This is a genomic window from Paenibacillus sp. GQ49 (assembly GCF_059759055.1).
Genome location: NZ_JCAXEL010000009.1, coordinates 249,630 through 270,110 on the forward strand (window position 1 = coordinate 249,630; position 20,481 = coordinate 270,110).

Here is a 20,481-nt window from a genome sequence, read left to right on the forward strand (position 1 = left end):
TTCCGTTTCCTGACGTCAGTGTATCACATCTAGTTACCCATTCTAGTCGGAAACGGCTTGAAAATAAAGGGTCAGACCACGAGACGTCCCCTCTTCTCTGCCAACCCAATGATGGCTTCCACTCCTGAATTAAACTCAAGAAAATCCTGCTCGACCCCATCGCTGAAAATAACACCGTCCTCCGGCATCTGGGATACAATGTGCAATGGTTGCTTCGAATGAATCTGTCCAAACACGAGATTGGCCGCAGTCGTCCGGCTCGGGAACGGTTCACGTACTGAAAAATATAAATAAGGCGCATCCCAGTTAAAATGATTCAGATCTTGACTGCTTCCATGAATGGATGCCGATGCTGTAGCGACCTCTGCTTCGGAATTCATGTTCTGCCATGCCGCCGATCCTACAATTCCGGTGGCTCCGGCCAGCACACTTTTGAACCAGCCTGTCGATCCCATACCTGTGGATACAATGATGCCACTGGAGGATTGTTGTTCTGTCGATGTACCCAAACGCACTTCATAACGCGCCGACACATGTGTCTTCCGACCGATGAACAGATCATTCACACCATATAGATACTGTCCATCATTGAGTTCTACTTTGGCGAGAGTGACTTCTTTCAAGGTTCGTTGCTTTCGAATGACATCAGGAACAATGAAACTCAGATCTTCCACGGTAAAAGGTAATAACACGCCATCCCAACGCATCGGGTCCGGATTCACACCGATGAGCGGCTGCTCGGTTACGTATTTGAGGGTATTGGCCACAAGCCCATCCTGTCCAACCACGACCACGATATCTTGCTCTCCAAAGATAAAATTGAGCACATGTTCCCGATCAATCGTCTGAACGCGGCCTAATTGTCCCAGCTGCTGCTGTGCCTGCTGCACAGATTGTCGATAACGACGGTCTTCCTCCATATAATCACTGAAATCTGCGCCCAGACGTTCAATATAGAACTGAGCTTGCTGCACCGTGTTATATCGAACTACCAGTTCCTCCAGTCGGGTCCGGCGCTTCACCAGAATCAGCTTGTGTTCGCTCATTCGATCATCCGCCGTGGCCTGCTGACGTACGAATTTCCCTGCCTGCTCAGTTTGTTCTCTTCTTCCTAATCTCATCTCGCTCGACCTCCCTGATCTCTGCCCTGCGCTGGAGACATCAATCCCTGCAACAGATCTGGCGAGATATTAAGTTGCCCAATCTTGCCCGCATTTCCAGCCAGTTCCTGGAACGCAAGTGCGATCAGCTTATCAGAATTCATGCCCATGTTCGCCATTGCCTGCAGTACATTCGGCTGTACATTTTGCAATGAATTCATTACGGCAGCAATCTCATAGGCTTTGGCATCCGCTTCGGCATTGTGATTAGCAATGGTTAACTCAATCAGTTGCTGCTTGCGTTCCTCCATCGCTGTATTGAACTGAAGCTGCTCCTGCTCCATCTCATTTTGTTTCTGTTTCACCGAGCGTTCTGCCTGCAATTGGGTCTCACGAATCTGCTGTTTCTTTGTCTCTACGGCAATTTCGGTGTTCAGTTCGTTCTCTTTCACTCGACGTTCCTGTTCAATGGATGCATTGCGACGCACATAGAGTGCTTCGTCTGCCTGACGCAAAATCTCTTCCCGCGCTTGTGCTTCCAATGCACGCATCGTCTCTTTATTAGGCAGAATGGCAAGTATCGATAGACTCATCAGCTCAACGCCCAGCTTCTCCAACTCTTCACTTTGCACAACCTCGCGTTTCATGCTGCTCGCCAGCCGTTCACTGGATTGAATGGCCTCCTTCAGCGGCATTTGCTCCAGATGTTTCTTGGTCAGTACTTTGGCTGTGGTGATCACCCGTTGATCCAGCTTGCCGGGGTCGTCGGAGATATACCGATTCTTGCGCAAATTGTACGTGTAATTCAGGCTCTGGGTTATTTTCAGGTAATCCACAATGCGATAGCTTAGTTGACCTTGCACAGTAACCGTCTGATAGTCCGCTGTAATCTCTTCGAACATGAACGGTACATCCACCGAGGATACGGGTAGAACCACTACCGATGTGGTCGGCTCATAATAATAGAAGGACAATCCCACACCTTGACGCTGTACCTCACCATTTTTCACCTTCATGACATACTCACTGGGTTGAAATTTCACAAATCGGAATCCAAACATGGCTCATTCCCCATTTCTTAATATTGTCGTTTTGATATTATCGAAATGATAACAAATGAATTCAATATTGTCAATACGACATTAACAAAATGTTTATATGTCTATTTAGAGAAAGGGATGAAGTCTGAACCTCATTTTTTTTCCGCAAAAAATAAAGAGACCGGATCATATGATCCGATCTCTTTACCTGCTTTGTTTTTTCTATTCATGCGTGTTGATGATGCAACCAGGCACCTTTCGTAATCAAAAGCGAACTTTTTGAACTATCTCTAATAGAGTTGTTCCATCAGTCTGGCGACTGCAACAGCCCCTTGTGCACGGTTCGCCGTTTCTTTCGGAGCAAACGTGCCATCAGGCATGCCGTTTAACAGTCCAAGTTGTTGCATCGAGGCTACAGCTTCTTTCGCATAACCAGCGATCTCAGCGTTGTCTACAAACACCGTATTTCCCTGTGCAGCATTGGTCGCATCCTGATCATGTTGCACAACCTGCAGCACTCGATTCAGCATAACGGCCATATCTTCTCGTGAAATACGTTCATTGGCTCCAAAGCTTCCATCTGCTCGGCCTTGAATAATGTTCATTTCAATTCCAAGTCGTACTGAATCGGCATACCACTGCCCATCCTTCACATCTGTTGGGATCGAAATAGATGGATCCGGCTTACGTGTATCACCAATACCTTTAATAATCATTTGCAAAAATTGTGCTCTGGTCAGTTCACCTTGCGGGGCAAAACGAGTTGCACTCATCCCCGTAATAATCCCCTTACCGTATAGGTTCTGCACTTCTTGGAGGGCCCAATTGTGATTTTGCAGATCAAGTAATGGCACTTCAACTTCTGCAATGACATAACTGCCGGATTCCAGCGGTTTGAACGCCATCATCTTCGTCTTGTCATCGTACTTGGAATACGTAACAGGGTTCATTTCCCCACTTGGAGATATGGAATGTACAACCATCACTACATCATTCTTTTTAGGTTGCTCCACATTGGATAGAGCAACTTCAACCGCTCTGTTTGTCCATTGCAATGGTTTATTGTTCATTAACAAATTCACATCAACAATTGCATGATTACCTATCGTTGCTTTTTGAGATGTGGACAGTGTATCTGTCGATCCTGTTGCCACTACGATGTCGAACGTTCCCGCAGTCTCCGCAATAGTTAGCGGGAGTGATTTTAGAGGAACACGAACAGTAGTCTGTCCTACAACTACATCCAGGGATTTCACTTCCTCGGAACGAATCCATGCTGCCAGTTGACTTGCAGCCAATTGGAATGTGACTTTCTTGGCTGTGTCAGGCACATCTGCAATCAGCTTCAACGTACGATTTCCTATATCCATGGATTGCAGTGCCTGAGTTAATTGAGATGCATCTGGACGAATCGAATACTTGTCATCCCCGGTTGCTGTTCCTTTTACCGTTATTGAACCCTTCGCTGGTGGATTACCAGGTTCAGCCGGTGGGGTTACATCGGGATTCCCTGGCGTTGGAGCTGTGCCCGGGTTGGAAGGTTGTGATGGTACACTTGGTTCTGATGGCTGGCCAGGGCCAGGTGTACCATCTTGACGTACAAGCTTACTCACAGCATCTTGTAACGCACGATCCGCCTTGCTCACATCTTGCGTTGAAGATTCAACATCCAGAATGAATGCCTTCGCTTCAGAAAGCGCCTTACTAAATACATTCCAGGTTGAAGTTGTGTATTCGGTTTGCTTTAATTTCTCAGCGGTATCCACAGTAGCTTGCAGTGCAGATTTGTCCGCCGGGAACGTACCGTATGCTTCAAATTCCATGAATCCTACCCAGGTGGGACCTGTTTTAATCGTTACCCGAATATAACGTCCCTCCGTGCCTTCTGGAAGTACATGGCTAGGTGCGGTCGATACAACAACATCACTTGTGGTGTCCACTACTTTCACAAAATTTTTGTTATCGTTGGACACTTCGATCGTATATTTGATGCCGCCACTCCACATCGACATTTCGATTTTGCGGAGGTTAGCAACCTGACCCAAATCCACTTGCCACCAGCTATCCTTACTCTGGTCTGTTCCCCATGAAGTGTTCGGATTGTTGTCAAGTGCACCTTCAGGAGAGTTGGCTTGATTGCCTCCTGTCCCGGCACTACTTGAAGCCGTTGCCGTTTTTCCCGTTGTTAAAGCCTCCAGAGAGACCAGACTAGTAAAGGCTTGTTTCAACGTACTCAGTGCTGAATTCACCTCAGACTGGACAACAGCATTGTTATCTCGGACCTGAATCGCTGCCTGCAAAGACTGTTCCAATACAGACCAGCTCCGGCGTGTATAGGAAGATTTAGTCTGCTGCTGCATTTGTTGAATGTACTGGTGCAGTTGTGTTTTGTCCACATTGGATAGACCTTGAATGGCATCATGCAAACGTTTAACCGCTGTATTCGCATCCGTCTGTGTTGCTCTTGGATCATTCAAGACCTGCTCAGCGCCTTCCAGCGCTTTGGTCAATACCGCCCAAGTGGCCGCAGACCATTCAGTCTGCTGATACGTACGCGCTTCCGCTATTTTAGCTCTGAGCTCGTCAAGCTGCGGGGCGATAACCTGCATTTGCTGCATCACACGTTCCAATGCTGTTGTCGCTGCATCTGTATCCGCTTGAGTCACCCCGCCCGGCGTGTATGCCTGTTGGTATACATCATTCGCTGCCGAGATTGCCGGAGCCAGAGTCACCCAGCTTTCCGGAGTAAAATCAGTCTGTACCAATGATTTGGCTCGTGTAAGTGCCGCATCCAGTTGCTGGCGGTCTGCGGGCAGAAGACTTAATCCACGTTTGTACACATCAAGGGACCATAACGCTCTGCCTTCATACGAATGCCCGCCGTTGGCCGGAAATTCATCATAGTCAAACATCGCTTGGTTCTCCCATGCATTACCTTCGGATGCAATCCAGCCTACACCCGCCGGTATCCACGCTGGCTCCCAGTAGAAGAAACCTGCGCCATGATTATCTGGCACGTTCGCAATCATGTCCATAATGCCGGCAATGGCATCATATTGACCTTGAACGGTTGCGGGGAAGTCTGCTCCCCCAACATGAAGCGCTTCATCCGATCCGATGATATTTCCATGAGCGTCCCCGTTCTTGTAGGAAAACGGATAGGACGTTTCAGCGATAATGACATCTTTGCCAAACTCGACTGACACTTCATTCATCGTTTTCTGTACATCCGCAAACGTCCCATGCCAGAACGGGTAATACGACAGTCCGATGATATCGTACTTCAGTTCGCGTTTCTCCAGCTCACTGAAATACCAGTCGAACGTATCCGCCTTGCCGCCTTCTGCGAGATGAATCATGATCTTCACCTTATCCGCGTTATCGGTGATCTCTCCTTCTACTGCACGTACAGCATCAATTCCGCTTTTCAGCAATGCAACATTTTGCTCGAAATCCACGTCACTGCTCAAGCCGTTCAGAACACCACTGTTGATCTCATTACCGATCTGCACCATATCAGGCATGGCGCCCTTAGCTTTCATTTCTCGCACAACTTCATACGTGTAGTTGTATACGGCCTGCTTCAGCTCTTCGGGCGAAAGACCTTCCCAAGCTTTGGGACGAAGCTGCTGGCCCGGGTGCGCCCACTCATCCGAGTAGTGGAAATCCAGCAGGATCTTCATACCTTTTTTCTTCACCCGCTCGGCCAAACGAATGACATCGTCCTTGTCGTTGTATCCCCCTGATTTCTGTGGATCATTCCACAAACGAAGACGCACATAATTGACACCGCGATCCTTGAGAATATCGAGCAAATCACGCTCTGTACCGTTGCTGTCCACGTATTTGCCGCCTTTGTCCTCAATGGCAGTCAATGTGGAAATATCAACACCTCTAACATAGTCTGCACGATATCCCTCAACGATCACCTTAGCTTTAAGCTGAGGTTCTGGAGGCGCACCATATACGACTCCTGTTACCGTAAATTCGCCTGCAGAGGCGTATTGCATAGGGTCGATATGATCCCAAGTCACAGGTACCATTCCCGATTTTTCATTCTGAAACTGTGCCTTTACCTCATTGGGCAGAATTGGCGCACTTCTGGTCACCGTTCTCACTTCGATCTCATCATATCCTTTAATATTGGCTGGTTCAGTTCCTTCTGCTTCTCCCCACACTTTGAACTCCAATATTTCCGGCCAGACTCCCTCACCCTTGTAAAAAGATATGTTCAATCTGATGTATCGTACATCATTCTGCTGAAACGTCAGATCAGCGATCTGTTTGGGATTGGCATTTTCACTTTGATCAACAACTTTGGTCCATTCCTGCTGGTCAGCAGACGTTTCTACCATATATTTCACAACCGTATTTTCTCTCCACGTTATTTCCGCTCCGGACAGATTGTAATCTTCACCCAGATCAATCATAGCCGATTGTGGCTGTTCCACCGTAGCTCCTGCGGTTGTACTCCAATGCGTATCACTTTTGCCATCAACCAAATGGTCTTTGTTACTACCCCACTCCAAATATTCTGTGCTTACCGTGACCACCTTGTTAAGTGCTACGTTCACTTTTGCATCTTCTGCAGCCGCTGAACGAACCATCAACCCCAGATCACAGAATAGCATCAGTAATACCAGACACCCGCTTATGTACCTCTTGTTCACTCTTGATCTCCCCCTTTTTGTGTTTGATTGTGCATGGATCAATGAATGTTATGAATCCTCCTCATTGTAAGCGCTTAATAGTGATAGGCGACACGGCATAATCCAAAGGAAACAGCAGTTATTTTAACAATATGATCCTGTGACAGTTACATTTGAGCTATATCGATCACACTATTCTGTAAAAGAAACGAAAAAATCTGCCCGTCCACCGTAAGGCAGAACAGAACAGATTTTCAGGTATATGATCATTGTTACACTTAACTTATTTAGAAAGTTTCAATTCAAGTTGTACCTGGATATCATTTTCAGTCGAGAGCACAACGGAGTGTGGATTTTCCATTCCGAAATCTTCGAATGTTACCATGGATGTTGCCGACAACAACACTGCATTATTCTCATAAGCAGCTTTTGCGTCAAAAGTTACTTCTTTTTCAATACCTTTAACCGTAATCGTACCATTCATTTTGATATCAACCGTTTGACCGACAGGCCATTCCGCAGGTACCCCTTCAAATGAAGTCGCTGTAAATGTAGCTTGTGGATATGTAGCAACATCGAAGAAATCGGCTTGCTTCACGTGACCATCACGCTGTCCATTCCCGGAATCAATTCCGTCCATCTTGATCTGTCCTTCTGCCTTCATCTGAGCAGCATCGTCTACGTTAATTGTCCAATTCCCTGTTACCTGCTCGTCCACAAAGTTAACGGTCTCCTGCGATGTGGTTACGGAGAAGTATACTTTGGAACCTTCGCTGATGCTCCAGTCTCCGTTCAGTTGCTCTGCTCCAGCAGTTTCATTGGCTACAGGCGTTCCTGTGCTATCTACAGCTGTTGTGGATGTCGCTGTGCTCGCAGGAAGCACCTGCTCAATCTCCACGTTGTTCCCCAAGTAACTGTTTGTGATATAGTAACCACCGCCACCGATTACGGCAACCGCCGCTACACCTGTAATAAGCCATGCTTTTGCTTTTTTGTTCATCTCTATGTTTCCTCCAGTATATGATTGTTTAGGTTGCTTCTTGGAGTGAATCATATCAATTGAATGTGTCAGGAAGAAGTCAAGATAAGACAAGTCCCATATTTTTTTGAAATCCGTAACACAGGATTGGCTTTACGCTCTGGCTCATGTAAAATCAGTACAAGTTTACAAAGCGAAAGGAGAACGTTTTTTTTGAAATCCATACTTATCGTCGAGGATGAACAAGCTATTGCAAGAGTACTGGCTGCTTATCTGAGAAAAGCAGAATTTGAAGTTCATCATGCAGCAGATGGACCGACTGCACTTACCCTTTTTGATACCGTAACACCTTCCCTTGTATTACTTGATGTGATGTTGCCAGGAATGGACGGATGGGATCTGCTGCGGATTATTCGTGAAAAAAGTGCTTGTCCCGTGATCATGCTAACTGCACTGGATGACATTTCAGACCGTCTCAACGGACTAAATGCCGGTGCTGACGATTATATGAGCAAACCTTTTGTACCGGAAGAAGTGGTCGCCAGAGTTAATGCGGTGTTGCGCCGTAATCCACATTGGACCTCAGGTGGCGAAGAGAAGCGTTCCTTTGGAAATCTCGTCATTGATCTTGCTGCCAAGCAGGTGCTGCTGAACGGTGCAGAGGTTGCACTCACACCTCGTGACCTGTCGTTACTGTTTTTCCTGTCCGATTATCCAAATCGTACATTTACCAGAGATCATCTTATTGAACAGGTATGGGGGATGGACTATGATGGCAGTGACCGTGCTGTGGATCTATCGATTAAACGACTACGTCAAGCCCTCTCCCACTGGTCGCCAGAGACGGGAGAAATTCGGACGTTGCGAGGAATGGGGTATCAATTTTGGATCGCCAACTGAAACAGAAGAAACCCAGACGAACGATATCTATTCTGTCACACTGGACACTGCGATATTTTCTTATTTTATGCATTGGTTTCACGATTATTGCAGCAGGGGCACTCTACTGGATTCGAACAACTTCCATTGAGAAAAGCCTCAAAACCGCAGAACTGCTTGGTCTGGAGATTGCCGATCGAGTGACCAGTGAAAATAATATGCTTCGAGTTCCACCGGATCTGGACAGACTGGTAACCAAGCGAGAGAAACTATTCAACACAGATAATTATTTTTGTGTCATGATCTTGGACAACAACAATCAATTGATCTTTTCCCAGCCTAAAATGGAGCAAAAAGATGTGCATTATCGACTGTCAGACGATTATCTTGAACCTCGAAACAACAAATATGCAGGTGTAACGGTCAACATATCCGATGGCGATCAAACCTTGGGCAAAGTGTGGGTCATGCAGTCCAAACAATCCATTACATTTGGTCCAGAGACGATATGGCTCGTGGCTCTGATCCTCGGAGGACTAATCCTCTGTGGATGGTTTACAATCTATCTCCTGTCCAAAAAGTTATCCCGACCGATTCGTCAGGTCGCCTATGCCGCTGAACAGATTCGCGGTGGCAATTATGATGTGAGTCTTGACTTGAACACACGAGAACGTGAGATCAATGAACTTGTAAATTCATTTCGCGATATGGCTACTCGTCTCCAACAACTTGAAGAATGGCGTACACTTTCGCTTGCAGGGGTAAGTCATGAACTCAAGACACCGGTAACTTCCATCAAGGGGCTCGTTATGGCAGTACGTGACGATGTCGTGAGTCCACAGGAAGGTAAAGAATTTTTGGATATCGCTTTGAAGGAATCTGAACGCATGGAGCGAATGGTGGCAGATTTGCTTGACTATAACGCCATGGCTGCAGGAAGTGTTACCGTTCGCAAGGAACGGACGGATCTGAAACTGCTGGTCGGTGAGATCATCTATCAGTGGAAGATTGCGTATGAGGACAAAATGCCAGAGGTTCAGCTGCACGCACCTCAAATTAACTTCTTTACCATGGGGGATGCTCTCCGCATTCAGCAGATCATTGTTAATTTGCTCAATAACGCACTTCATGCCACAGCTCCTGAACAGAAGGCTGTCTTCGATATTTATCTAAGTACAGAAGAACAGATGCTGTACGTTGATGTTAAAGACCACGGCACAGGCATCGCAGCCGAAGAACAACCCAAAATCTTCGAACGGTTCTATCGCGGAGAACTCAAAAAACGTCGTAACCGCGGTCTGGGTCTAGGATTAACATATAGCCGGCTACTCGCTCAGGAACAGGGCGGTGAACTGACACTTGTCTCCAGCAGCCCGGAAGGCAGCATGTTCAGATTAAGCTTGCCACGCTGGACTGCAACACAAGAAGCCATGAACACAGAAAAAGCATACGGAGCAGCCGTTAAAGTATAACGCATCACGCTAACATGCCAACTAGCCCAGAACTCCATTCAGGAGACTGGGCTAGTTCAACATGTTCCTTGTTGCTTTATCCAGAATAGAAGCAATCAACACTCTAAGACACGTGGTCTGTATTCATCGTATGCATCCGAGATCAGTTGCTTATGAAGTACACTACTGGTAATGATCGCTTTCCGTTTTGCTTTCAAAACAATCTGCTCTATATCCGCATAACTGCACCCGGTCAAGCGTTCACATATGTAATCTTCCAGCCGGGTCTCCTGTTCAAATGCCCCCACCAACTTACTGATATACAATCTGCGACTTGCATCATCTGGCATACCATAGGTCATCTTCGTATCAAACCGCCGCCAGATGGCGTGATCCAGTTGGGTTTCCAGATTCGTTGCAGCTACCAGAATGCTGTCCCCATCGAATTCGTCCAAACATTGCAACAACGTATTGACGACACGAGCCATCTCTTTCACTTCATCATTGCTCTCACGTGTCCGGCCTATGGCATCAAATTCATCCAGAAATAACACACAGGGATTCATTCGTGCATATTCGAATAACTTACGTACGTTACTCCCCGTCTCCCCAAGATGGCTATGAATGATCGCATCTAATCTCACGAGAACCAATGGCAGATCAAGGCGCTCCGCCAGATGTGAAGCCGTTAATGTTTTTCCCGTACCGGGTGGCCCGAACATGACCATTTTGTTGGGGATTGATACATCATGTTCTCTGAACTTCTCTTTCATGCCCAGAATGGTGACAAATTCATTAATGATACGCTCATTTTCAGCGGAAAATACAATATGCTGGGCTTTACGCCTACACTCTTTTGGCGTGTAAAAAGCAGCCATATCGATCCCTTTCGCACGGGGAATCCGGTTCATATGATTTATTTTGCTCATGTATACACTTGCTCCTTCATTTATGGTTTCGTGTAAATGTTTAGTTCAAATTATATAGAATCATTTAGGATTTTAATCGTAATTATTACTATTAAATAATAACATACTACTGCCTTTTTGCAAATATAACCACAGCACGTCCACTATTTTGCCACAGATGGGGCATTTGGTTGCAAGCTTCAATAAAATTTGCTATTCTAAATATGCATCGTTGTGTATAACGCAAAAAGCCCTCCGAATTTCGTGAGAGCAACAAAATTTTCCAGATTAACAAGCGGCAACTTGTTATATCCGGATTCTTTATACCAACGACTGTAATCCAATTAAAGTGAGGTTAACAATCATGGCAAAAGACGTATTGTGTGAAGTTAATTCCTGTCGTCACTGGGCTCAAGAGAACAAATGTAACGCTTCTTCGATCTACATTGTGAGTCACAGTAACAAAGAAGCAAGTCAGTCTGCTGAAACAGACTGTAAGACTTTTGAAGTAAAATAGGTAATTTCAATTGATCCACTTAAAGGAGCCCTTACCGGTTCCTTTTTTCTTTGTCTATTGTAACAAGAATGATAATTATTATCAAGCCCTATTCTGTAAAAATCCTTCTCACCTCTTCAATGCACATTGGACAGATGACCTACGTACACTACGTAAGAAGTCAGTATGCCCATGAACGATTAGAACCAAGAGGTGAATAACAATGCCTGTTAAAAGTGGCACACAGTATCGCGAACGAATTGATGCACAGTCCGTCCCTTGCTGGTACAAAGGTAACCTTATTACTGGAAAACGCTCTGAACATGTAGCATTTGCTGGTTTAATGGAGACTCAGATGCACATGTATGATCTGCAATCGGATTCTAAATTTGCAGAAACGATGACGTATGCCTCCCCGGCAGACGGCAAACCTGTGGGGATATCCTTCCTGCCTCCAACCAGTGCCGACGACCTCCGCAAACGACGGGAAGGGATGAATATCTGGGCAAATGTGCATCATGGCTTTCTTGGTCGCTCACCCGATTACATGAATACTGCCATAATGTCCTTTTACACAGGTGCCGATCTCCTGAACGAACTATCTCCCCAATATGCAGGAAATCTCAAAAATTATTATGCGTACTGCCGTGATCATGATATCACGTTATCCCATGCCTTCATTCAGCCATATGCCAGCAAAATCTCAGGGCAACTGGATGCTACTGAGGATGCTATTGCTGCAAAGGTCGTAGATCGCACCGAGGAAGGCCTCATTATTAGCGGAGCATTCATGATGGCTACACAAGCTGCCACATCGGATGAGATTTTTGTCTATCCGTCACCTTCTCCCGCCCCATTTGATGACGAAAATCCATTTGCATTCTCTTTTGCTGTCCCCAATGATCTTCCGGGAATCAGTCTGGTATGCAGGGATACCTACGCAGCCGAATCTCACACCAACTATCCCCTGAGTTCCAGATATGAAGAAATGGACAATATCGTCATCTTTGACCGGGTGCTCGTTCCGCATGAACGAATATTTTTTGCAGGAAGTGAGGAAATGTCCTCGCGTCTCTTCAGTGGTAGTAACTTTCATATTCACGCAGGTCATCAGGTATTGTGTCGTTATATTGCGAAGACGGAATTTGTTCTCGGTACAATCCAGCTTCTCACGGATACGCTGGATCTGAATACGGAAGCACATGTTGTCGAGAAAACCGCGCGTGTGTTCGCAGGTCTCGAATCGTTAAAAGCATTGGCCTTGGCCGCGGAGGCAGGTGCCATCCCAGATGGGCGCGGATTTGTGTTACCTGCACCCAAACCATTGATGGCAGCCAATCTCCTTTTTCCGAAACTTTATCCTGAGATGATTGAAATTCTGCAACTCTTGGGTTCGAGCGGGGTGATTATGATCCCTCAGGAAGAAGAGTTTCGATCCGATATCGCTCCTTCACTGAATATATATCTGAAAGGGAACGATATGGCTTCTCACGAACGCAACGCTCTGTTCCGCCTGATCTGGGAGCTTGGGGCTGGATCATTCGGGGGCAGACAGACCCAATTCGAACGATTCTTTTTTGGCAATGTCCTTACGGTATCCAATCGGTTGTTCTCCGTCTACAACAGAGATCAGACGAATCGTCAGCTCGTTCGTGATTTTCTATTCAACACCAGCAAATAAGAGAACTAATGAATCATTTTTTTATACCAGATGGTCATAAACCGTCATCAGTTCAGAGGCTGGTCTGCTTGCATCCATATCCCGCAATGCAGGCTGGTCTCCGTAACCGATATGGAATACCCCCAGCACCTTCTCTTCACTTGTCAAACCCATCAAGTTCATAAACACAGGATGTTGTTGATAATCATTGATCTTCCAGACAGCATTCAACCCCTGTTCCGCAGCCAGAATACTAAAGCGTTTGCTCCAGGCTTTGGCCGGCAGAAGATCATCCTCACGGGCATTTCTAGGCGCCACGACAACCAGATGGGTTGGAATTGCTTCCGTGTATTGATATGTAGCCCAATCGCCGTAGCGATCAGCCAGATGGGGTGGATAGCTCTGTCTGACCGCTTCCAGATATAGCTGTCGTCCTTCGCCTGCAAACAACATAAACCTCCAAGGTTCTGAACTCATTACATATAATGAAGGATCTGCTTCATCAAGCAACTTTCGTATAACCGACTGGGGTACTGGCAACGGACTGAATTCGCAAGTTCCTGCACGTCTCTTGCCGCTGCTTATATCTTGACTTAGACCGGTAGACATGGCAACTTCCCCTCCTCTATCTGCATGATATATCTTTATCCTTCAACTGTCTTTACATCAACCATGTTTTCTTCGGTTCAATGGCTTCCGTTCTCCAGCGATCTACCTCTTCGTGTATGCGCGCTTTATCACGCGTCGTAAACTGTTCTGACTCCACCACTTCTGCTTGCGGCATGCTGTCACGTATCAAGCGAATGTAGTCCATGGAACGGATCAGAGACTGGCGTCCAGGGATGTACCTGATTTTGCGTCCTTCCAACAAGCAGTATATCTCGATCATACCCGGTAATTTTCCGAAGGCTTCCCAGCAGAATACACTGACCATGTGCTGAAACGCCTCAACTACGTTTGGGTCATGGACAACCATATATTTCTGAATAAGCAGCGAATCCCAGCCTTCTGGTTGCCATGCCGCCTGAAATATCATCGACAAATGCATGGATAATGAAGGTAACTCCGTTCTCCACTGTTCAAAAAGTATGGCTGGATGCTTCAGATCATCGTTCATTGCAATGGCGAGTGACAATTCATCCGTAATCTTGTTCTTCACATCCCAGTAATGGAGAACAGATTCGAAACCATCCGTTTTTCTGGGCCACCACTTCTCAAGTAAATACTGTACGGGTACCTCTTTGCGAACATCGGGGTCGAGACTGTAAAAGGCATTGACCGCATGGCTCACCGCATATTGTACACGGTGCCTCCATTGCAGTGGAGGACGCTGCTCAGACACTGGTTCAGGGCGGATGAATCGGTGTGGGCTGCGCAGCATTTCTTCCAATCTGTAATCTTCAAGCAAACGTTCAGGAAGGTCATTCCTTCCGACTGGCATCGCTGCCTGAACATTATGTCTTAACATGATCTTTAGGATACCTGTAATCCGGCAGCAGCGAAGCGTTTGCCAAAGTCACGGCATGTTTCTTTCTCCTGCTCAAGCGGACTATATTCAATTTTCAACATCTCTGGAGATACCTCCGCCCCACGCTCTTGCAGCTTGGCAGCCGCGAGATCAACTGCACCGCAGAACTGCTCATACGAGGTGTCACCACTACCAAACACCGCAGCCCTCTTACCACTCAGGTCAAGCTCATCCAGCTCCTCATAGAAATCAAGGAATTCATCTGGCAACTCCCCGTCTCCCCAGGTGTACACACCGATCATGAATCCGTCATAGTCCAATACATCAGATGCGTTACAATCCGTTACGGATTTCAGGTCTGCCTCGTGGCCTCCCTTTGTAATTCCCTCCACAATCAGTTCTGCAATTTCTTCTGTATTTCCTGTCATGCTCGCATAAGCCACTAACAATTTAGCCATCTATTTTTCCCTCACTTTAATTTGATCATGTTATATTCTCTCTATGAAGAAAGAATGAATTTTGGATTAACAAAATCATATGTGATAATGATTATCATTGTCAAATTAAATTTTTGGTTATCTTTGTTTTTCAGTATATGGTGCACTCCCGTCCCCCAACTGGCGTACAAGCCCTTTTTTGTTGTACAATAGTATCCAAATGACTTTTGAAGGATGGATAAATCATTATGTACGTAGCTAAGAATTGGAAGGACTATGAAGTAATCGATACAGGAGGCGGCGAGAAACTGGAGCGTTGGGGAGATGTGATTTTACGCAGACCCGATCCACAGATTATCTGGCCCCTTGAGCAAGAAACCAATGAGTGGCGTCAGGTGCATGGTCACTATCATCGTAGCTCTTCCGGTGGCGGTAACTGGGATATGAAAAAGCCCATTCCCGAGCGTTGGACGATCGGATACGAAAACCTGAAATTCCACATTAAACCTACCAGCTTTAAGCACACTGGCCTGTTCCCTGAACAAGCCGCTAACTGGAGCTGGATGATGGATAAAATCTCCAATGCAGGACGCCCTATTTCTGTCTTGAACCTGTTTGCCTATACAGGCGGAGCAACGGTAGCCGCAGCTTACGCTGGCGCTTCTGTTGTGCATGTGGATGCAGCTAAAGGCATGGTTCAATGGGCCAAAGAAAATGTTCAATTATCCGGACTGGCTGATCGCCCTGTTCGTTTTATTACAGATGATGTATTCAAATTTGTACAACGGGAACAACGTCGCGGAAATCGTTACGACGCCATTATTATGGACCCTCCTTCTTATGGCCGAGGCCCTAATGGAGAGACATGGAAACTGGAAGAGAACCTATATCCTTTCCTGAAGTCATGTATGACGATCTTGTCGGATAATCCATTATTCATGCTGGTTAACTCCTACACTACGGGCATCTCCTCCACGGTTCTGCGCAACATGTTGACCATGACGATGTCTGCTCAGTACGGTGGTGACATTACTGCAGGTGAAATTGGTCTGCCGATCACACGCAGTGGTCTAGATCTGCCTTGTGGTATTTTGGGCCGTTGGGAGTCTTAATCATGTCAGAACATCGGCATGACCACGATGCGATTCCGATTCTGTTCGAAGACAACCATCTGTTAGGTATTACGAAGCCGGTCAATGTACCTACGCAGGAAGATTCATCAGGTGATCCGGATTTGCTTACATTGCTGAAGCAGGATCTGAAAGAACGATACAACAAACCTGGGAATGTTTATCTCGGGTTAGTACACCGACTTGATCGTCCTGTTGGAGGGGCAATGATTTTTGCCAAGACTTCTAAAGCAGCTTCGAGATTGTCCGAGACTGTCCGGGGACGGCATTTCCGTAAAATATATGCGGCTGTTGTACATGGCAAGTTGCCTGCACAGCAGGGAACGTTAAAACACACGCTCCTGAAAGATGCACGTACAAATACGGTTACTGTTGTACCTAAAGGTACGGCTGGCGGTAAAGATGCCGTTCTGGATTACCGTGTTATCGGCGAGACAGACCGTTACAGCCTCGTCCATATCGAACTACACACCGGCAGATCTCATCAGATTCGGGTGCAAATGAAAGAAATCGGCTGCCCTCTGTATGGGGATCAGAAGTACGGCGCAAGCGTGAATAAACCCGGCCAGCAGATTGCTCTATGGTCTGCGATTGCTGCTTTTCCTCATCCAGTTACCAAGGAAGAAGTTATTCTGCAATCTTTGCCTGCAAGAGAATTCCCCTGGGCAGAATGGCCCGCTACCGTGTACCAAAAAGCTTTTGAACAACCTCAATAAATACACAGGATCAGGTTAGATCTGTCCATATCACGTGTCGTTCAGATTCTGTATCTGAACGACACGTTTTTTCATATTTTCAGCTAATTACCTAATATACAGAGAGGAGACATCATAGTGACCCCGTTTACCAAACAAGTCGTTGCAATCATCGCGGCGATTCCTGAAGGTAAAGTGATGACTTACGGTCAGATTGCAGCCCATGCCGGAAGTCCAAGAGCCGCGAGACAAGTCGTACGTATTCTGCACTCGATGAGCCGCAAGGAACGTCTGCCCTGGCACCGTGTCGTCAATGCAAAAGGAGAAATCTCCATACCGGACGAACACTCGCGCATGATGCAGGAAACAGAACTGATTAGCGAAGGTGTGGAGTTTCAACTAAACGGAACCATTAATCTCAAACAGTTCGGTCATGAGCCCGATCCTGTATTTCTTATCGATCCAACGATCCAGCCCGAATAATAAAGTACTCTCCTCCTATCGCGCACACCAAAAAAAGAGAACTCAGGCAGTTAGGGTTACCCCTTCGACTGCTAGAGTTCTCTTTTTGGTTTTATCTGATATTCGTTATGCTGTAGCCGTCGCTTTTTCCTGTTCTACAGTAACAGGCTCAACAGCTGGTTTTGTTTTCCGAATAAAGAACGCCATGATCAAAGCAACCACGGTCATTCCGGTAGCCACGATGAATGCATAGTTAACACCGTAAATCGTTGCATCTGCTGTAGCAGCTATCATTGCTGTCTTATCACTAGGGTCAACTTGGCCAGCAGCCACTGCATCCGCCAGATGTGTTTTGAGCTTGCTACTCATGATGGTTACGAGAACGGCTGTACCGATCGCACCGGCAACTGTACGCAATGTATTGGACATCGCTGTACCATGCGCGTTCAGACGTTGAGGCAGTTGATTCAGACCTGCTGTCTGGATTGGCATCATCAGCATCGACATACCGAACATACGAGCCGTGTAGATAAACATCATGTAGCCGTAGGTAGTATCGATTGCCAGACGACTCAGTCCAAAAGTTGTAATTGCCGTAATCGCAAGACCTGCAACCGAAAGCCAGCGTGCGCCCACTTTATCAAATATGCGACCTGTAATTGGAGACATAATCCCCATCAATATCGCACCAGGCATCATCAGAAGTCCTGATTCAATTGGTGAGAATCCACGAATGTTTTGCAGGAAAATAGGAAGCAGGATCATACCTGCAAACATCGCCATGGTCACGAGCATGTTGATAATCGTTGTTAATGTATACATGTTGTACTTGAAAATACGGAACTCAAGGAGCGGATGATCTGTTGTCAGTTGACGAATAACGAACAGAATCAGGGATATCGCACCTACGACGAGACATCCAATGACAATTGCACTGCCCCATCCATCGGTACCCGCATCACTGAATCCGTAGAGCAAACTACCAAAACCTAGTGTAGATAAAATAACGCCTGGATAATCCAGTTTAGGTCTGGATTGACGTGTTACGTTTTTGACAAAAGCAATACCAATTGCCGTTGCAATAATAGAGAATGGCAAGATGATGTAGAACAACAATCTCCAGGAATAATGCTCAACCACATAACCTGAAAGTGTAGGCCCAATCGCAGGAGCCAGAATCATCGCAATCCCCATGGTTCCCATGGCCTGACCGCGTTTCTCAATTGGGAAGATGGTCAGGAATACAACGGTCATCAGAGGCATCAGGATACCTGCACCTGCCGCTTGAATGACACGACCTACCATCAGAATGGTGAAGGTTGGACTAAGACCACAGACTAATGTACCTATGGTAAATAGAGTCATGGCTGTAATGAAAATTTGACGTGTTGAAAACTTGGCAATCAGATATGCCGTAACCGGAATCAGTACACCGTTGACAAGCATATAACCCGTGGTTAACCATTGGGCTTTGTTTGCATTGATCGCGAGGTCTTCCATGATTTTAGGAAGAGCTACGTTCATCAGGGTTTGGTTCAGGAATGCCACAAAGGCACCAATTAACAATGCCGCTACAATTGGGCCTTTCTTGATGTTGTCCATCGCTGAGGATGGAGCTGCAGCAGTAGTCGTACTCATATGTTGTTCATCTCTCTTCCTTCTAACTTTTCAATCATTTGACTATGAATTCTAAGTAGGTGCTCAAGGTCGTTCTTCGATATATCCAGAATGGGTGACACTCTTTCCATCCACAAATGGTGCGTTTCCTGTTGGGCCTGTTCCCCTTTATCCGTAATCTGAAGCTTAACGGATCGGCGGTCAGAATCCGAACGTGTCCGAACGATATACTCGCCTTTGACGAGCCGCTCCACAACAGCGCTCATGGAACTGCTGCCCATATGGCATAGCTCAGCCACTTCATTGATGCCAATGGACGGACGCTCCCTCAGGATGGATAACACCATAAACTGAATCGAAGTCAGCTCGATCTCCTTGTTTTCATTCCAAAATGCTCGAAAAAGCATTTGATTCACTTGGCGGAACGAATTAATAATATAGAATACTTCATACGTATCAGTCATTGTTTCACCCTTTTACTTTTGGAATATAATATTTCGTACACGAAATATCAGGGGAACAATTATTTATTATAACAAAAATATTTACATAGTCAACTCTTTACATATGAATTCACAAAAATAATATTAGGACATACTAACTGTGTTACATCCATGTTTTTACTCAACTAACCTGGACACAGTGTGTATCATATGTAATTTGTAAATAAAATAACCATAGGGCTCCTGCATGAAACGAGCAGGCACTCCTATGGTTATTCAGAAGAATCAGCATGGTATCATACCGAAGTAGATAAGGCGGGCTCTTTGGTCTTGGGTGTTGTCATTTTGCCTAACAGATATACCAGCAATTGTTGATTGTGCATCGAAATGTTACTGAGAACAGAGTTCATGAATTCATTACGGATGGTGATTCCCCGTTCTGTCTCCATTCTTCCTTTCTCTGACAGAGATACCCACACAATGCGTCGATCCTGATTATCCCGATTCCTGCGAATCAGATCATTCTTCTCCATTCGATCGAGCAGCATGGTTACAGCAGCTGGCGTAGTAGACAGATAAGGAATCAGATCCGAAGGTTTCATTTTCTGATGATCTTCAAGTACCTCCAGAACAGCCAGCTGAGCCTCCGTTAATGAGGGTGCCAGCTCTTGATCCATATGCAATTTATAATCTTTGGTCAACCTGGACCAGCACTTGGCAAAATCGGAATTATACATCTTCCATCGCTCCTCTCTGCAACCGGTTATCACTTCACCTGCTTAAGTTTTCGCGCTCCAAAGCCGCATTCCTGCTGCCTTTTTTCAATTTCCTAGCGATCGACCGTAATCGACGAAGGTTGTTAAACTTCGCATGAATGCCCTCTTCTAATCCGCCTTCGAACAACAAAAAAAGACTCCTCGCATGACAGGATTAGCTGTTCTGCGAAAAGTCTCGTTTGTTTGTTTTTATGAAGATGCTGCTGGTTGATTCTCATTGAAGTCCCTTAGAAGTTCAACGATCTCGTCCTGTTTATCCACATGAACGATCAGCTTGCCAATATGTTTGCG

Annotated in this window: 18 protein-coding genes; 7 read left to right on the forward strand and 11 right to left on the reverse strand. The window is 46.0% G+C overall.

All coding sequences use genetic code 11. The annotated features are described in order from the left end of the window. Positions 1 to 71: 71 nt before the first annotated feature. From AC6CIF_RS17900 to AC6CIF_RS17915, 4 genes are all read right to left on the reverse strand, one after another. Positions 72 to 1,046, reverse strand: coding sequence for a diacylglycerol kinase catalytic domain-containing protein (locus AC6CIF_RS17900; RefSeq protein ID WP_498200842.1), 975 nt, complete (start codon positions 1,044 to 1,046; stop codon positions 72 to 74). 71 nt (positions 1,047 to 1,117) lie between these two features. Then, positions 1,118 to 2,161, reverse strand: a complete 1,044-nt coding sequence (locus tag AC6CIF_RS17905) for an SPFH domain-containing protein (RefSeq protein ID WP_498200811.1) — start codon at positions 2,159 to 2,161, stop codon at positions 1,118 to 1,120. Between the two features lie 269 nt (positions 2,162 to 2,430). Next, on the reverse strand, positions 2,431 to 6,810 hold the full coding sequence (locus AC6CIF_RS17910) for a glycosyl hydrolase 53 family protein (protein ID WP_498200813.1): 4,380 nt from the start codon (positions 6,808 to 6,810) through the stop codon (positions 2,431 to 2,433). A gap of 262 nt (positions 6,811 to 7,072) precedes the next feature. Continuing rightward, positions 7,073 to 7,789, reverse strand: coding sequence for a YceI family protein (locus tag AC6CIF_RS17915; protein WP_498200815.1), 717 nt, complete (start codon positions 7,787 to 7,789; stop codon positions 7,073 to 7,075). A gap of 192 nt (positions 7,790 to 7,981) precedes the next feature. On the opposite strand from AC6CIF_RS17915, the gene AC6CIF_RS17920 reads away from it, so the two are divergent. Both AC6CIF_RS17920 and AC6CIF_RS17925 read left to right on the forward strand, forming a co-directional pair. Further along, on the forward strand, positions 7,982 to 8,668 hold the full coding sequence (locus tag AC6CIF_RS17920; RefSeq protein WP_036613325.1) for a response regulator transcription factor: 687 nt from the start codon (positions 7,982 to 7,984) through the stop codon (positions 8,666 to 8,668). Beyond that, entirely contained in the window at positions 8,653 to 10,119 is a 1,467-nt protein-coding gene (locus AC6CIF_RS17925) for a HAMP domain-containing sensor histidine kinase (RefSeq protein WP_498200816.1), read from the forward strand. Before AC6CIF_RS17920 ends, AC6CIF_RS17925 begins: the two co-directional genes overlap by 16 nt. 95 nt (positions 10,120 to 10,214) lie before the next feature. Here AC6CIF_RS17925 and AC6CIF_RS17930 read toward each other — a convergent pair whose 3' ends face one another. Then, positions 10,215 to 11,027 (reverse strand): AAA family ATPase, encoded by an 813-nt coding sequence (locus AC6CIF_RS17930; RefSeq protein ID WP_498200817.1) that lies wholly within the window; start codon positions 11,025 to 11,027, stop codon positions 10,215 to 10,217. Positions 11,028 to 11,370: 343 nt separating this feature from the next. On the opposite strand from AC6CIF_RS17930, the gene AC6CIF_RS17935 reads away from it, so the two are divergent. Together AC6CIF_RS17935 and AC6CIF_RS17940 are read left to right on the forward strand one after the other, a co-directional pair. Continuing rightward, a complete protein-coding gene (locus tag AC6CIF_RS17935; RefSeq protein WP_076209985.1) occupies positions 11,371 to 11,523 on the forward strand; it encodes a DUF1540 domain-containing protein in 153 nt (50 codons plus the stop codon). Between the two features lie 202 nt (positions 11,524 to 11,725). Next, positions 11,726 to 13,183: a 4-hydroxyphenylacetate 3-hydroxylase family protein gene (locus AC6CIF_RS17940; protein ID WP_498200819.1), complete on the forward strand. Its 1,458-nt coding sequence runs from the start codon at positions 11,726 to 11,728 to the stop codon at positions 13,181 to 13,183. Between the two features lie 21 nt (positions 13,184 to 13,204). On the opposite strand, the gene AC6CIF_RS17945 is transcribed toward AC6CIF_RS17940, so the two are convergent. Genes AC6CIF_RS17945 through AC6CIF_RS17955 form a run of 3 tightly spaced genes read right to left on the reverse strand, consistent with a single transcriptional unit; the run spans position 13,205 to position 15,088 of the window. Then, positions 13,205 to 13,771, reverse strand: a complete 567-nt coding sequence (locus AC6CIF_RS17945) for a nitroreductase family protein (protein ID WP_076317523.1) — start codon at positions 13,769 to 13,771, stop codon at positions 13,205 to 13,207. A 52-nt stretch (positions 13,772 to 13,823) separates the two neighbouring features. After that, complete coding sequence (locus AC6CIF_RS17950; RefSeq protein WP_498200820.1) at positions 13,824 to 14,630, reverse strand: hypothetical protein; 807 nt, start codon at positions 14,628 to 14,630, stop codon at positions 13,824 to 13,826. A gap of 5 nt (positions 14,631 to 14,635) precedes the next feature. Next, the gene (locus AC6CIF_RS17955; RefSeq protein WP_091017919.1) at positions 14,636 to 15,088 is read right to left on the reverse strand and encodes a flavodoxin; all 453 of its coding nucleotides are present in this window, start codon (positions 15,086 to 15,088) and stop codon (positions 14,636 to 14,638) included. Positions 15,089 to 15,315: 227 nt separating this feature from the next. Here AC6CIF_RS17955 and AC6CIF_RS17960 point away from each other — a divergent pair, with 227 nt between their 5' ends. The 3 genes from AC6CIF_RS17960 (at position 15,316) to AC6CIF_RS17970 (ending at position 17,375) form a co-directional block, all read left to right on the forward strand. Then, on the forward strand, positions 15,316 to 16,179 hold the full coding sequence (locus AC6CIF_RS17960; RefSeq protein ID WP_017687801.1) for a class I SAM-dependent methyltransferase: 864 nt from the start codon (positions 15,316 to 15,318) through the stop codon (positions 16,177 to 16,179). Positions 16,180 to 16,181: 2 nt separating this feature from the next. Next, positions 16,182 to 16,913, forward strand: a complete 732-nt coding sequence (locus tag AC6CIF_RS17965) for an RluA family pseudouridine synthase (protein ID WP_498200823.1) — start codon at positions 16,182 to 16,184, stop codon at positions 16,911 to 16,913. Between the two features lie 117 nt (positions 16,914 to 17,030). Further along, positions 17,031 to 17,375, forward strand: a complete 345-nt coding sequence (locus AC6CIF_RS17970; protein WP_036613313.1) for an MGMT family protein — start codon at positions 17,031 to 17,033, stop codon at positions 17,373 to 17,375. A gap of 105 nt (positions 17,376 to 17,480) precedes the next feature. Here the strand turns inward: AC6CIF_RS17970 and AC6CIF_RS17975 are convergent, their stop codons facing one another. The 3 genes from AC6CIF_RS17975 to AC6CIF_RS17985 all read right to left on the reverse strand — a co-directional run bounded on the left by AC6CIF_RS17975 (position 17,481) and on the right by AC6CIF_RS17985 (position 20,151). Beyond that, the gene (locus AC6CIF_RS17975) at positions 17,481 to 18,992 is read right to left on the reverse strand and encodes a DHA2 family efflux MFS transporter permease subunit (RefSeq protein ID WP_498200825.1); all 1,512 of its coding nucleotides are present in this window, start codon (positions 18,990 to 18,992) and stop codon (positions 17,481 to 17,483) included. Then, complete coding sequence (locus AC6CIF_RS17980; RefSeq protein WP_498200827.1) at positions 18,989 to 19,435, reverse strand: MarR family winged helix-turn-helix transcriptional regulator; 447 nt, start codon at positions 19,433 to 19,435, stop codon at positions 18,989 to 18,991. The genes AC6CIF_RS17975 and AC6CIF_RS17980 overlap by 4 nt, the downstream gene beginning before the upstream one ends. 275 nt (positions 19,436 to 19,710) lie before the next feature. Beyond that, positions 19,711 to 20,151, reverse strand: a complete 441-nt coding sequence (locus tag AC6CIF_RS17985) for a MarR family winged helix-turn-helix transcriptional regulator (protein WP_036613306.1) — start codon at positions 20,149 to 20,151, stop codon at positions 19,711 to 19,713. Between the last annotated feature and the right edge of the window lie 330 nt (positions 20,152 to 20,481).